This window comes from Paraglaciecola sp. (assembly GCF_051252315.1).
GTDB lineage: Bacteria > Pseudomonadota > Gammaproteobacteria > Enterobacterales > Alteromonadaceae > Paraglaciecola.
The window spans coordinates 1-15,082 of sequence record NZ_JBPOFP010000111.1 but is presented as its reverse complement, the minus strand read 5'-3'; the positions used below and the strand labels follow the sequence as shown (position 1 = coordinate 15,082).

The following is a 15,082-nucleotide window of genomic DNA, read 5'->3' as shown; positions in this document are numbered from 1 at the left end:
TTAAGTTATTTGGTCCGCTTTGGGCGTTCAGCCGAAGTTATAATAAAATAATGCGTAATGGCCGCTCATGGCACTTTGCTGGCAGTCATATTAGGTCAGCACACTACTATCGATAAGCCTACGGCTAATGATTAAGCTTTTTGACTTGTTATAAAAACTCAATCTCAACTTAAACACTCAAATTGGGGTATAAGTTGAGACTTGATAGATAACTTGTTACCCGAGTTTGGGTTAGCTATTCAAATTACTGTAAATCACTCTTAGGCTGTTATTTAGTGAACGCTTAACTGATGGCCAAGCTATTGAAATATTGTCTACCAAGCCCTGCTGACAATCATTTTCTAATCGATTAACTACATCGGTTAATGCTGCTGAATTGACATTATTTGCCACTAAACCAAGTTTACGAGCGCCTCTTAAGATCCCCGATAGGTCTTCATTATCTACAGCCTCTTCAGTCGCTTCTATCGCTTTTTGTAACTCTTCCATTAGTTTTTTCAAAGCCACTGGTAATGGCTCCTCACTGGTTTGCTTTTGTAGATAATGCAATAAATCAAACCAAACAGCCGGCTCTGGCGGCATGGTCAATTTAGCTATAGCTAACAAGTTTTCGTCAGGTACTTCAACGTCCTGTTGTTGAGCTTGCTGTTGTTGCGCTTGCTGTAACTCTTCTTTATGTGCAGCTAACAAGGCACTTTCTTGTTCTGCCAACATTGATTCTTTACTTTGAATTTGCTGTTTAGCATCCTGTAAGGCTGTTTCTTTCGAGTCTAATTGTTGTTTACTGGTTTGTAGTTCATTTTCTAATTTTTTAAGCTGTTCTGACAATTGAGAGTGATCATTATGTTTATCATCTAAGCTTTCTTTACTTTCTGAATATTCTTTTTGAACCGCTTCTAAGGCCTGCGTAAGCTGCGCTTGTTTGGCTTCTAATGAATCAATATTTTTCTCGTTGCCTTGCAGTGAGGCTTGTTGCTCTTGAAGTTGCTGCTGTAGTTTATTTTCTTGTTGTTCTTGTTGTTTCAATTTTTGCGCAAGTTCTTCAGCTTGGTTTCGAGCCGCTTCCAATTCTTGCTGAAGTTTTTGTTCACCCGATTGGGTTTCAGAAACTTGCGATTCAGCCTCTTCTAATTGTTCTAAATTCCCTTCGAGCTTCTGTTTCAATTGGCTATTTTGTTGTTCGGCGTCTTTAAGCGCTTGTTGTAACTGTAATTTTTGTTGCTCTATTTCAGCATGATGTTTACGCCATTGTTCATCACTACCTTCTATCATTTCTTTTTGTTTAGTGGCACGGGTTTCAACATCGGTTAACTCGACAGTAAGTTGTTCCAGTTTATGTTGATGTTCTAATCGAGCTAGCTTTTCAGCATCCGCTTGGGTTTGAATTTCGACTAACTTACCTTGAGTTTGCGCCAGTTTCTGGCGTTTCGCCTCTACTTCGTCTTGCCAAGCTTGTTGCTGTTTATGCCAATCTTCATCACTTTGAGCAATTTTTTGCTTCTGCTCTGCACTGCGCTGCTCCATATCAGACAGCTCAGTTTGTAATTGTTCAAATAACGCCTGCTGCTGTTCTTTTTCGGCTCTTTCAGCTTCAGCTTGTTGTTTAGCTTTGCTTAAAATACTTTCAGTATTATGTAGCTGTTCTTGTTTTGCTTGTAACTCTTGTTTTATTTGCTGTTGTTGTTGCTGCCAATCTTTATCAGCTTGAGCCATTTTCTGCTCTTGTGTGGCATTGCGCGCTTCCATGTCGACCAGTTCGGTTTGAAGCTTTTCAAACAAGGCCTGTTGCTCTGCCCTTTGTTCTTTTGTTTGTTGCTTAGCTTGATTTAAATTTTGCTCAGTTTGTTGTAACTGTTGTTGTTTCTCTTTTAATGCTTTTTGCATTTGTTGTTGCTGCTCTAGCCATTCTTGATCTCGGTTGGCAATTTGTTGCTCTTGTTCTTGATTCCTCTTTTCCATATCAGTTAATTCAGTTTTTAACTGTTCAAATAAACGCTGCTGACGTTCTTTTTCGGCTTTTTCGGCTTCGCTTTGTTGTTTTGCTAGAACCAAATTGCTCTCAGCTTGTTGTAACTGATCTTGTTTAGCACTCAACTCGTGCTGAATTCTTTGCTGTTGTTGCTGCCATTCCTGCTCAGTATTGGCCATCTGTTCTTTTTGCTGCTGACTCTGTTTCTCCATGTCAGCCAAGTCTTGTTCTAACTGTTGTAAATGATCCTGTTGTTGTTGTTTCGCTTCTTTCTCTTTTTCAGCTGCCTGCTTAGTTTCATCTAAATCTGTTTGAGTTTGTTTTAACTGGGCTTGCTTTTCTTGCAACTCGCTCATCAATTGGCTTTGTTGTTTTTCCATGTCGCCTTTTTGCTGGGTCGACATTTCTTCAAACTTTTGCATTTCACTTTGTAAGTGTTCGACATGACGGACTTTATTGGTTAACTCAGATTGCGCCATTTGACAGGTTTGTTCTAACGCCCTTCTTTGGTTTTCGGCTTCTTCACTGGCTTTACGTTGGTTAATCAAAGACTCTCGTAGTTTGTCACTGGTATTGTCAGACGTCGCCAACTGCGATTGTAGGGAAGATATTTGACTGCCTACTTCATGAATTTGTTTATCTTTTTGTTCAATAGAATCTTGTAATTGCTCAATTTCGTTAGCAAAGTCTTCCATCTTGGTTTGTTGGATCAACTGCTCTTGTTTAAGATTTTCAGCATTTCTTTCACTTTCGATTAGATTCTGTTGGGCTGTTTTAAATTTCTTCTCACTTTGCTGCAACGCATCTGAAATTTGATTACGTTGATTTTGTAAGCCCGACACTTTTTCAACAGACTCTTCCAATTGGGTTGTCAATTCAGCATTGGCATTTTGAGCATCATCTAACAAATTACGGCTTTGTTTATAATCTTGCTGCAAGGCTTGTAAATTGTGCGTGATGTTTTCGTGCTCTTGTTGCAAGTTACTGAATTCATGCTCTTTTTCAGTTAAATCTTCTTGTGCCGCTTGTAATTTGGTTTCGGTAGCAGCCAAATATTGAGATTTAGAAGCTAACTGCGCTTGGCTAGACTCCAACATTTCTTGCTTTTCAGCCACTTGTTTTTCAGCTTCTTGACGAAGGTTTAGCGCTTCTACACGAGCTTGGTCTGCTTGTTGAAGTTCTCTGAAATCCATCCAAATACACAATATTGAATCGAACTCAGCTCCTTTGTACATAGGAACGTAAGTCACCTGACACGGCAGGATCTCTTGTTCAACTTGATGTTCCCAACGGAAAAACTTAGCTTGGCCATCTAACTTAACTTTAGTGACTTGCCTTTCAAGCTCGTTTACTGCTATTTCATCTTTGTTTAGATTAGCTGAGTATGGGTAAGCGCCAAACAAGGCTTCTTCATCTTCTATTTTGAAGAACTCACAAGCCGCCGGATTAAGTTGGGTGAATCCCTCTTCACCTAAAATGGCCATTGGCATGCTGCTGTGTTGCAATAAACTTTCAAACTTGTCTTGTTGAAACTGCTCGCCTGTTCTATCTGATATCCAACACAAGTATTCTTGTTTTTCTTTATTTAATAAATCAACGTGTAAAGCACTTGCATGTAACTCGCCATTTTTACCTTTAAGTTGAGCATTGAATTGACGCAAACGCCCAGACTGATGAATTAACTTAGCGGCTTTACCAGCGTTACTTGGGTCGTTAAACAATTGATAAAATGAGTCTTTCTTCAAATCTCTTTCACTAACACCCAGTCTATCCGTCATGGCTATATTGGCACTGATTACCTTGTCATCTGCATCAATCGTTGCGACAGCAACGGGGGCTAAATCAAGTATTGTGGTGAAATGTTTTTTAGTCTGAGTTAATTCTGCTTTAGTTTGGGTAAGCTCGGTCACATCTTGAATAATACCAATCATGCCTGAGCGTTGATTTTGTTCATCCACTAAATGTTGTAACCTGAGTTTTAACGTACATAATTTTCCGCTATTCAACTCAGTTTGAAATTCTTTATCACGACTTAAATTAGCTGAAGCTAACTGATTCGAATTTCCAGAATGTAATTTATTGATATCTTCTGACCATAACGTCAATTCATCAATACTTTGTTGTAATATTTTGTCTTTCTTGAGTTTAAACAGGCGTTCAAATGCTTGGTTACAATCGATTATTTTGGCATCACCATCTACAACGTAAATAGGGTTAGGGCTTGATGTCAGTAGTGTTTTAATTTGAACTTGATGGGCTTTATTTATGTTTTCTTGAGCAGCAAGTGAAGACAAATCATGTACCACAAAATCCATTTGAGTTGTTTCATCTTTAGCGTTTTTCTGTTTGCTTAAACCAACAAACCTCAGAGATACCATTTCTTCTGGTTTTGAATCAACAGGTTGACTGCCTTGTACATTCAATTCTGCTTCTGAGCGTTGTGATAAATCACAACGCATATCAAAACTATGCTTGGTTATTGCAGACTTTAATTCTTGCTCCCAGTCATACATTTGAGTTTTGTTCACACGATTGTTGAGCGTTTTAAGCTCGCCGGTTTTTTCAGAAAAGTTGTCAAACATAGCTACAAATATTTCATCTGCAGTATAGGTGTTTTGTTCAAAATCAATACTCAAACGGCCTAATTGACTTTGTTCTATAGTGGCATTCATGTAATCAAAATCGCCAGTTATCTTGTTTATTTTATCTTGATAGTTACTGACATCGAGCAAAGAAATAACATGTTCCACACCGGTTAATGAAGAAGATGCGTGACTCACTCCTACATGTAAAAATCGTTTACTGGTCTGTAAATAGGTTTGAAAGTTAACATACTGCTGAGCAGATAAAGCTTGCTCAAAGGTTTCCAACACACTTTCGTCGAATAATCCTGTGAATGTTTGGTTTAGTAATTTTTGTGGATTACAGCCCAAATACGAAGCCCCTGTTTGATTAGAAAAAACCACTAGGCCTGCTTTATCTAGATGTATTATGCCCTGTCTAAAATCATCCATTAAAGCCGTATGTGTGGAGTTAAGTTGAGTTTGTGTACCGAGTAACTTATTGACTCTTGAAAGCTTGAACTTAAATACAACAAGCAGCACAAGGGTAACTAACGCGACTATGCCAATGACAGTGTAACTGAGGGTTAATGTTTGACTGCTTAACTGATCGATAACCCCATCATTTGCCCAGCCAGAAAAGCTGGCCAACCCTAGCCAAATTATCATTATCTTCAACAATACTTTTAAACCCATACCCGGTGCCATGCACAATATCCACAGAATCCAATTATTATGTAGTGTAGAGTATAAAACTCGGTATCTTTTAAATAGTATGAAATAAGTATAATCGTATTAGCTTACATACCTAAAAATAGGGCAAATCCATACCTATAACTAATTCAACAATACAAATAATAAAGCCTCAAATACAAACATATTTGAGGCTTTATTAATTTAAGTGTTAACAGCTATTTACCTGTTAAACATGACAGACAAACTAGTCGTTGAAATGTTTGTCAAATATGGCTTTCATTCTTGGATAATTTGCATCCGTTTCGTTATAAAGCTCTCTTTGTCTAACCAGTTCTGTTTTAAGCTCTTTAATCACTGAAGCATATTTCGGATCTTCATAAATATTAACCAGTTCATCAGGGTCATTATTCATGTCATATAATTCCCAGCCAGCTGGTGTAGGTATCTTATTAGGCTCTAAACCTGTTTTCTTTACCCATTTTGGTTGATAAAACGGAAACTGTTGCTCACGGTAATTATCACCGTAGAAGAAAATCAACTTGTAATCTTTGCTACGTAAGCCGGTATGAGCGGGCACATCGTGATACATTCTGTGCGTCCAATAACGATAGAATGTCGCTGTACGCCAGTTGTCTGGCTCTTCACCTTTTAATGCAGGAGTAAAACTACGACCATGCATATATTCAGGCGTTTCTTGCCCAACCAAGTCTAATAAAAATGGCGCGTAATCTGTATTGTTAATTAACAATTCACTACGTGAACCCGCATTGTCGATATCAGGGTGTCTAACAATAAACGGCATTTGAATTGATTCGTCCCAAATCCAACGTTTATCCTGGAAATCATGCTCACCTAACATCATGCCTTGGTCAGACGTGTAAACAATAATGGTGTTGTCATACAAACCTTTGTCTTTTAAAGTTTGGATCAAACGAGCAATATTGTCATCCACTCCTTTGATACAACGTAAATACCCTTTTAAATACTCTTGGTAAGTTATGCGAGTGTATTCATCATCTGGTAAATTAGGATCAGTTTTATAGTACTGGCCATAGTTACGACGAGGATTACGTTTAGAAATTGAGGTACCAATTTCTCGGATCAAAGAATCATTTTCACCACGGGTAGCTTTTGAACCAAATGTATCTGGTACGCCATACAAATCCACAGGCTCCGGAATGGTAGCGTCTGCTAAATAATCGTTATATCTTGGCGCATATTCAAAGTAATCATGAGGTGCTTTAAACTGGTGCATTAAGAAAAACGGCTTATCTGATTTACGATTTTCCAACCAATCTATGGTTATGTCAGTAATAACATCAGATGAATGACCAGTATATTCAGTCGTATTGTTAGGCCAAGCTTTGTCACCTTGTACTCTAAAAGAAGGATCAAAATAACTTCCCTGCCCTGGTAACACTTGGTAATAATCAAAAGCACCTGGCTCTTGTTTTAAATGCCATTTACCCACAATTGCGGTTTCATAACCCGCTTTTTTCATTTCAAGGGGTAAATACTGCTGATCTTTACCAATACCACCTTTTAAATCTTGCACACCATTGGTTTGGCTATATTGCCCCGTTAAAATAGTGGCGCGACTTGGGCTACAAATTGAATTGGTCACAAATGCGTTCTCAAACACCATGCCTTCACTGGCTAATTTATCTAAATTAGGCGTAGGGTTCACTTTAGCTAAACGACTTCCGTATGTACCTATGGCTTGAGCAGCATGGTCATCGGTCATGATATATAAAATGTTATACGGTTTTTTATCTTTATTTACTGTGTTTTCAGATACTTGAGGCTTACTCGAGTCTTGGCCGCATGCAGTAACAAAGATCCCTATTACACAAGCAGAAGTAAAAGAAACCAACGTTTTTAAAGTTTTATTCATTTAAATTTTCCATTTTGTTTACATAAAACAATTGTATGTCAAATGACAGTTGAGATACAAACATATATTTTTATATATGATAATTTTTAGGTTCTATGCCGAGTATGCTGCGTTGAAGTAATGTCTCTATAAACCAATCGTACCGATTAACTGGGTAATGCTTTTTGATTGATACCAATCATTAAACACCAACTCCAATTCTAGAAGGTCAAACTGGCCAAATTCACGGTGTTTATTTTGCTTTAAAAATGCAATCAGCGACGTCATATCTTCAACAGGTTTCTTAAATCGCATAACAGTTGAGTGAGCCGTTTTAATTTTGTACCGACTATCCATACTGTGGTCGACCCCTGAAGCTGATACAGCTAGTCTGACTCTTTTGCGCAATCCCTCTAACAAAACTGGATCAGTATAACCTGTCAACAAAACGCCTGATGCAGACAAAGTAATACCCGACAAGGAAACAGACAAACTAGGAAGACCAGTCAAATGTTCTGTTAATACATCTAAAAAAGTAGCATGGATGTTTTCATCCAGTTCATAACCTTGTTTGCAAGATACGATAGACATGATAGTAAGATGCATATCAGATTCGGGATAAAGATATTGGCCTGGGCATATAGCTTTTAACTCAGATAAAAACGAAGCAACATGCTCAGTCACTGACTTGGGTAATCGAGCTAGTAGTGTTATTCCGCGACGACTGTCGGTTTTATCTAACAGGTATTTGTCAATCTGTATATTTTGCTGTTGATAGGCAGCAAGGTTTCGCTGCCACATTTGTTGATACAGGTCATGCATAAGAAGGCTTAATTGAAAAGCTAAGCCTTCACGATAGCATGAGCAATAGGTTTAACATCTGGAAAAACCTTTGCAATATCATCTAAGGATAAATTCCAGTGTTGGTGAAGTACACTTGCCATCCAGCTTCTCACGTCTGAGGTTGGCATAAGATCACGCCCTTCGAACAGTTTTTCTTTCGACAAGCCGGGCCAGTCTCCTAATACCTGCTGACCTTTTACGGCCCCTCCCACCATAAACATGGTTGAACCTGTACCATGGTCCGTTCCCTTGGTGCCGTTAATAGCCACAGTACGTCCAAACTCTGTAGTCACCATCACCACTGTGTCTTTCCACGTATCACCAAGGGCTGCTTTTAGTTCACCGAGTCCCTTATCCAAGATATCAAATTGTCTGTTTAACCTTGCTGCTTGGTTATTGTGAGTGTCCCAACCTCCTAGCTCTAACATTGCGCAATGAGCAGAACCATCTTTGCTTAATATCTCGCCACAGTTTTTAGCTAAATAAGAAAAGTTAGGCCTCGCACGAGAACGCTCGTCCATATCTAACATGTCTCTATTTAAAATGGCATCTTCAAGCAGTGTTGAAAACTCGTCATTTCCTTTGTATAAGCTCCTTAACCTGTCTAACAAGTCATCTTCAGAAGCAGTAAAATGAGGGGGATACCAAGTTTGACTCATTGTGTCTCCGCGCAACGCAATCGGGACGGTTTGCGCCACCGCTAATCCTTGACCGTCTAACAAAGCTACAGCTCTAGCCAACCAACCACTTTCATAATCAGTCGTGTCTAAACCGCTTTCCATTTGATCTTGTGCATCAAAGTGAGAGCGCCTTCTATATCCAGAAGCCACAGCTACAACAGGAAAAAACTCCTTATTTTGATAACTCCCATAAAGATTTTTGAATGCAGGGTGTAATGCAAAACCTTTTTGCATGGGTAAAAGTTTATCTTTAATAGTCTCAACTAGCGGCCCTCGAATATTCATATAATCTGGGTCTGATGTCGGAATAACGCCATGTAAAGAGTCCATTGCACCACGTAGCATCACCCAAACTATTTTCTTGGATGGCTTAATTTTAGTGTCTTTAGCAACCGCCAAAGAACTTCCCGATTGAGCAATTATCCAGCCAGCCATGCCACCTTTTATAAAGTCTCGTCTTGGTATATTCATCGTTTTTGAAACTCCGGACTCATTAAAAATAAAGTAATAGCCTGCTGTTTGCTTTCTGCGCGGGAAATTAGTAATTTCGTGCGCTCATCCAATAAAGGCCCTAGGGTCTGATTTGCTATATTTGTCGGCACCCTTTTTACAAATTTACTAACATGTTCGGCCCATTCAATTCTGCCCATCATGGCTCTTGGCCCCGCCCAGTATTCTTGAGTATCTTTATAACCCGCTGGGGAGCCAGCTGAAAAAGGTTGTTGTCCCAAAATGGATAAACTTTTGACAAAGTCAGGTCTTACACGTTTAACACCGCAAGCTTGGCAAGTGGAGATTAAAAACTCTCTAGGCGTCTTAAACTTATTATTTTGTTCACTCCAGCTCAATGGGTCATTGATCATGGCTGCTAATACTTTGGGTAAATACCCTTTGGTTTCTAGCCATACCTTAACCATTTCATCTACAATTCTTTGTGGCGCATCATCACTAATAAAGTGGGTCACTAGTTTGCGAGAAACAAACTCAGCTGTTTTAGCATTGAGTGCTAAATCTTTAAGGATTTGCCTTCCCTGCTCTACTCCTGCAGCCTTATATACTTTTCCGAATACATCTCGTTTACCTGGTTCATGTAATCCCTTCCTAAACATAAATCCAGCTGTGCTTTTTGCTGCACCATCTACCCCCCAACCAGTAATGGCTCTAGCAAGCTCGGTCACATCAGCCTGATCATACCCCGCACCTACGCCCAGAGTGTGTAGTTCCATAATTTCTCGGGCTAAGTTTTCATTTAGTCCTTTTTTACCTTTACTTCTTTTCCCAGCCTTTGAATTAGGTCCAATTGACTGTTCGTTATTTAAATAAATCAACATGGCGGGGTGACTTTCAACCGCGAGGATCATGTTACTAAAGTAACCAGCAATATTAGGAGCTATAGCTTCACTTTCTAATAAAGGAGCTAATGCACGCATGTTCTGACCATTTGCACTGACACTAAAATGATTAGAGAAAAAATCCACCAAGCGCCAAAAGAAAGGATTGTTCGACTCGATTGCATGGCTAATTGTGAGCTTCACAACTTGCATAGACTGCTTATTTAACCTCTTTTTAGTGGTTTCACTACTTGCCATCATCATCGATTCATTCGACATTTGATTAACGTTCTTTTCTTGTTTCTTTTGTTTACGATAAAGAGCCATAGCTTGAATAGCCTGTCGACTATTCCAATTCAGCGACAATGCGCTAAGTTCGGTCGAGACACTGTCAGTCGTCATCTGATTGAGTAACCAAGCCTTTGGTTGGTCAATTTGTTTAATTAACTTTTTATTAGCGCCATAACCAAACCTATGGGCGGCAATATAAGTTTGAGTATTTTCCATTAAACGTCCTCGCAATGACTCATATAAGTGCAATCCCAACTTTATTCTTATTTCAGCGTTAAACAAGCAGGCTTACATTTTATTTACATTATTTCTTCTTTTGATCTTTTAACCAAACATAAAAAATAATTTCAATAAATATCAATCACTTAAATAAAAATAAAATAAATTTCAACTTTTATGTCAACCAAAATAGATACCAAGCGTTTGAATATGTGAACCACTTGTTAATTTAATGGAGAATTAAAAATGTTAAAAACAAACAAAAATGTATTAACCACGGCCATCATAGGTGCCATTGCCACGACCTTAATGTTTACAGCGCAAGTTGATGCAAAAGGATTTAAAAATAAAGGCAAACGAGCCGGTGATCCTGTCTCTCAATTAACACGTTTAGACGTTAATGAAGATGGCGTTGTAGATTTAACAGAGTTTCTAACCCCTGTATCAAGTAACGCAGAAAGGTCATTTACCAAAAAAGATACGGATGAAAACGGCGCGTTAACTTTTGAAGAAGCCACAGCTAGTAATCGAGAACGAACAGATATTTCTGACATTATTGACGAATTAGCGGTTTGCCTTGCTGACAAAGGAATCGAAGCTGACTTACCAGATGGGACTTCCAAAGAAGAAAGGTTTGAAGAAGTCTCAAATGGTGATGGCACGATTGAGTTAAGCGAACTTGTAGCGGCAAAAGAAGCAAAAGCGACTGCAGCGTTTGAAGCAATAGATACAGACGAAAGTGGAGATGTGACTGAAGCTGAATTAACTGCAGCGAATGAAGCTAGAACAGCTTCACGTCAAGCATTAAAAGACTGTATTGATGAAGTAAGCGAAGAAGAAGTTATTTAATTTTAAATTTAAGATTTTGTTAAAAGTTAGCCTTCTTTTTATTAAAAAGAAGGCTATTTTAAAACAAGCAAACTTCACCTGCCTGTTCAAGACTCAATGTTTGTTATTGAAGGTTGAGCTTATATTTGTCTAATAACGTTTGGTAATAACCACTCGACTTCAAGCGTTCGATTTGGCTCTCGAGTAATTTGGCAATATTGTCAGATTTTTTCCTTTTTCTTGTTAACGCCATATAAATGGGTGTCACACTAATAAACGGTTTTATCGCAGTTACTTTACTACTCAAACCTTTATCAGCTATGGCTTTGTTAAACGTTAACGGATTTGATATGGCAAGGTCAATACGCTTTGCTAAAAGCAGTTTGATTAGTGCTTCTTCTGATGTCGCGGGCAACTTAGTCAGATATTTAGCTTGATCAAATGACTGTCCGTAAGAGTAATCCCGTGTTGTTCCAATAGAAAAACTTTCCAATTGTTTTAGCTGACCATCAAACTCAATTTGATTACCTGTTAAGCTAAAAATTTGGTTAACTTCGTGTCCATAGAACGGCTCAATGAAATGATATTCTTTCTCTCTTTCAATCGACTTAAATAGAGTCAATATCATATCTACTTTGCCCTGTGAAACAAATTTTAGGGCTCTGGGCCAGGAAAGAACTATAAACTCAAAATCCAAATTAGAGTTAGCCTCGATATAATCTAATACGTCGATACTTAAGCCGACTCGTTTACCATTCTCTTCAAAATTATAGGGGTAATATCCGTTCTCTGTAGTTGCAACTGTCAATACTATTTTTTGTTGAACCTGCTTATTATCAGTTTGATTTGAGCTAGCATGGGCCCAACTAAATTGAGAAATAATAAAAAGTAACACTGTCATCTTGAACATGTTTTTCATAAGGACGAGCAAATTATTAATAGCATTCCAGATTGGTTATAATTTAGTCTACCATTCTATTTATTTGATTGCTCTGGCTAGTACCATTAATTCAAGACTAATCAGCACACTTTATTTGCTCTGTACTATTAAGATAATTGCACTGGTATTCAGTTTTAGTTACCTTACTTGTCATATAATTATAAATATGCCAAAACCATTGAGAATTAAAATAAACGCTTCAACCACTCGTTCAATTAAATACGCATGTTGTGGATTTGCCTTATTGAGCACACAGGCCACCTATGCTTCTAATATTTATGTAGGTTATGTCAGTGATGAACAGGATCTATCAATCTTAAACGACACATTATCGTTAGCCCCAAATGGTGCCATTGCTAGCGTTTCACTCGATCTACATGACAATTGGTCAGTCGCTGCTTCTTATACCCAATTATCGGATAAAGGCGGTTTAGAGACAGGACAAAAGGGAGAAACCGACAGTCATAACTGGAACTTAGGTGTTGACTTTAATCTTGATGCCTGGAGTTTATCAGCCTCTTATGGTGAGTTTCAGGAAGACTCAGTTGCTATCCGAAAAAATAGTCTTCCTTTGTCTTCTCAGAGTAATCAAATATCTAGTGCTGCCATAAATTTGAGCTACGACAAACTTATTAATACTTGGCTACTCACCGGTTCCATTGGTGCAGTCAATAGTCAGTGGGAGCAACTAGAAAGTAATTATAGACTTGATACTAACCAGCCAACTCTAAGTGCAACGTCTGAAACGTTAAACTTTGCTACAGTAGGTTTATCTGCAGCAAAAGTTATAGATTGGAAAACACACACTATCTTTTTGGGAGCGGGTTTAGCAAAAAGTTTTCTTTTGACCCAAGAGCCAGAGCAATCACAAATTGAAACGCCTTTAAACTCACCACGGATATCAGGCCGGATTGCCAGTAGAAACCTCACCAGCTCCATATCAAACGATAGTTATAGTTTACTCAGTTTATTTTTTTCTTATGAGCTTAATGAACAGGTAAGTTTAGATTTAGATAGTCAGATTAGCATTGAAAAACAAGACACCTATCAGTCTTTCGCAATAGGTGTTAATTATTCTTTTTGAATAGTTTACCTGAATTCAGATGTACTAGCTTAGAGCTAACTAGCGTCTAGGTTTTACTTTTCTTTGCTTACTTGTTTTTACTTTCATACGTTTAAATTGATCCCGTAAACGTTGCTTTTGTTTATCTGGCATTTTTTTAAACTGATTATAACGATCTCGCACTTTAGCTTGTTTATCAGGCGATAATTTACGAAATGTTTTAAATTTACTTTTTAATTCTGCACGCTTTTCAGGGCTTAGTTTTTCCCACTTGGCAAACTTATTGGTCAACTGCTTTCTTTGGTCTTCTCCCATGTTGACCCAACGAGAAGCTCCTTTAGCCAACTTAGTCTGCTGTTCAACTGGCATATCAGCCCATTGTTTTTGATAGGGCTGCAACACACTTTTTTGCTCTTGGTTCAACGCATCCCATTCAGCTGCAAAACCAAATTGTAAACAGCCAATCATCATAAAGGTGATTAGGGAGATAAATTTTTTCATTGTTGTCCCTCCTTTAATTCAGTTTGAGTTGCTGTTTTATCTCGTTTAGTTTTTGTCTCACTTTTTGGCACTGATACTTCTTTTTTCTTTGCTTCTGCGGCTTTAGTAGCACTTTTTGGCTCTGGAATCTTGCTCTCTTCGAGCAAATCAATGGGTGATATTAACTTGCCATCAACCTCTTCCATCTCAGCTAAAAACTCTAAAAAACTTTTACTCGGTAATTGAGTGGCATCACTTTTGCCATAAGATGAAAAAGAGCACGAAGCAACAAGCCACATACTAATACACCATCTCTTTTTGTTCAGCCAACCAACTCGCAAACTCTAATTCCTCTAACATTGCAAGATCTTCCATTGGTACATCTTGCGCAAATAAGTGTTTAGGTAAGTGTGGAAGTGTATCACCTGAATAAAAATTTACTAAGACTAAAAACACGGCTGATAGGGCTAGTGGTGCAACAACAAATTGCGTTGGTTTAGAAATGAATCGCGCCAATGTTAGCTTATCGGGATTAGCCGAATTTAGAGCTTGAAGTCTAGCTCGGCTAATATCTGCACAGGCTTCTACTGATAACTTTTCATTTTCAGTATCTAATAAGTCATTCACCTTTTTTGCAATTTTCATATCATCAGATTGTGACATTGTGAACTTCTCCTATTACCTCACGTAACTTTGTGACAGCCCTAAAATAATGCGTTTTGACACTACCTTGTGAACACCCCATAACATTCGCTGTTTCAGCAACCGAAAGGCCTTCCCAACTTCTTAATAAAAAACATTGCCTTTGTTTTTCTGATAACGCTTCTAACTCTTTTAACATATCTGCTTGTTGTTGCTGTTTAATCAATTCTTCTTCAGGTAGCTTTAAAGACTTAGTTTCGTCTACTAATTCATTATCTAGATTTTTTTCATCGTCATCGTCTGACTTCCAAAAGAACAGCAGGTTTTTTAACTTTTGCTGCCTATGCCAATCAATAATTTTGTTATTAACGATCCTATAAAATAATGGCCTCCATTGAGCAGAAGGTTTATCTGTATACTTTTGAACTAGCTTAATCATACTGTCTTGCAATATATCAATGGCATCAGCGTGCTGCCCAACAGACATCAACACCATACGGTATGCTTTCTTTTCTATATCAACCAGAAAAGCACTCATATCTTTGTATTCTTTGTTTGTACTATCTTGTTTGGTGTGGGTGTTCACTTTACAACCGTACGCAAAATAGAAGTTTTTCTACTTGAATAATACTATCCATACATCAGTAAAACTAAATATGAAAGGAT

Annotated in this window: 12 protein-coding genes; 2 read left to right on the top strand and 10 right to left on the bottom strand. The window is 38.1% G+C overall.

The annotated features are described in order from the left end of the window. Nucleotides 1-231: 231 nt before the first annotated feature. The 5 genes from ACSHXM_RS17560 to ACSHXM_RS17540 all read right to left on the bottom strand — a co-directional run bounded on the left by ACSHXM_RS17560 (nucleotide 232) and on the right by ACSHXM_RS17540 (nucleotide 10,460). The gene (locus ACSHXM_RS17560) at nucleotides 232-5,238 is read right to left on the bottom strand and encodes a PAS domain S-box protein (RefSeq protein ID WP_435690897.1); all 5,007 of its coding nucleotides are present in this window, start codon (nucleotides 5,236-5,238) and stop codon (nucleotides 232-234) included. A gap of 232 nt (nucleotides 5,239-5,470) precedes the next feature. Then, nucleotides 5,471-7,120, bottom strand: coding sequence for a sulfatase family protein (locus tag ACSHXM_RS17555; protein ID WP_435690895.1), 1,650 nt, complete (start codon nucleotides 7,118-7,120; stop codon nucleotides 5,471-5,473). 126 nt (nucleotides 7,121-7,246) lie between these two features. Next, entirely contained in the window at nucleotides 7,247-7,921 is a 675-nt protein-coding gene (locus ACSHXM_RS17550) for a 2'-5' RNA ligase family protein (RefSeq protein WP_435690893.1), read from the bottom strand. 20 nt (nucleotides 7,922-7,941) lie between these two features. After that, complete coding sequence (locus tag ACSHXM_RS17545) at nucleotides 7,942-9,093, bottom strand: DUF1501 domain-containing protein (protein WP_435690891.1); 1,152 nt, start codon at nucleotides 9,091-9,093, stop codon at nucleotides 7,942-7,944. Then, on the bottom strand, nucleotides 9,090-10,460 hold the full coding sequence (locus tag ACSHXM_RS17540; RefSeq protein WP_435690889.1) for a DUF1800 domain-containing protein: 1,371 nt from the start codon (nucleotides 10,458-10,460) through the stop codon (nucleotides 9,090-9,092). The genes ACSHXM_RS17545 and ACSHXM_RS17540 overlap by 4 nt, the downstream gene beginning before the upstream one ends. Before the next feature lie 249 nt (nucleotides 10,461-10,709). On the opposite strand from ACSHXM_RS17540, the gene ACSHXM_RS17535 reads away from it, so the two are divergent. Beyond that, nucleotides 10,710-11,312, top strand: a complete 603-nt coding sequence (locus ACSHXM_RS17535) for a hypothetical protein (protein WP_435690887.1) — start codon at nucleotides 10,710-10,712, stop codon at nucleotides 11,310-11,312. A 103-nt stretch (nucleotides 11,313-11,415) separates the two neighbouring features. Here the strand turns inward: ACSHXM_RS17535 and ACSHXM_RS17530 are convergent, their stop codons facing one another. Beyond that, nucleotides 11,416-12,201, bottom strand: a complete 786-nt coding sequence (locus ACSHXM_RS17530; RefSeq protein WP_435690885.1) for a substrate-binding periplasmic protein — start codon at nucleotides 12,199-12,201, stop codon at nucleotides 11,416-11,418. Nucleotides 12,202-12,397: 196 nt separating this feature from the next. Between ACSHXM_RS17530 and ACSHXM_RS17525 the strand changes: the two genes are divergently transcribed. Then, nucleotides 12,398-13,315, top strand: a complete 918-nt coding sequence (locus ACSHXM_RS17525; RefSeq protein WP_435690883.1) for a hypothetical protein — start codon at nucleotides 12,398-12,400, stop codon at nucleotides 13,313-13,315. Nucleotides 13,316-13,354: 39 nt separating this feature from the next. Here ACSHXM_RS17525 and ACSHXM_RS17520 read toward each other — a convergent pair whose 3' ends face one another. From ACSHXM_RS17520 to ACSHXM_RS17505, 4 genes are read right to left on the bottom strand one after another with little or no spacing between them, the layout of a single operon-like run. After that, nucleotides 13,355-13,795 (bottom strand): DUF3106 domain-containing protein, encoded by a 441-nt coding sequence (locus tag ACSHXM_RS17520; RefSeq protein ID WP_435690881.1) that lies wholly within the window; start codon nucleotides 13,793-13,795, stop codon nucleotides 13,355-13,357. Then, nucleotides 13,792-14,073 carry a hypothetical protein gene (locus tag ACSHXM_RS17515; protein ID WP_435690879.1) on the bottom strand — a complete coding sequence of 94 codons (282 nt, stop codon included), beginning with the start codon at nucleotides 14,071-14,073 and terminating at the stop codon, nucleotides 13,792-13,794. Before ACSHXM_RS17515 ends, ACSHXM_RS17520 begins: the two co-directional genes overlap by 4 nt. 1 nt (nucleotide 14,074) lies before the next feature. Beyond that, on the bottom strand, nucleotides 14,075-14,437 hold the full coding sequence (locus ACSHXM_RS17510; RefSeq protein ID WP_435690877.1) for a hypothetical protein: 363 nt from the start codon (nucleotides 14,435-14,437) through the stop codon (nucleotides 14,075-14,077). Beyond that, a complete protein-coding gene (locus ACSHXM_RS17505; protein WP_435690875.1) occupies nucleotides 14,424-15,002 on the bottom strand; it encodes an RNA polymerase sigma factor in 579 nt (192 codons plus the stop codon). Before ACSHXM_RS17505 ends, ACSHXM_RS17510 begins: the two co-directional genes overlap by 14 nt. Between the last annotated feature and the right edge of the window lie 80 nt (nucleotides 15,003-15,082).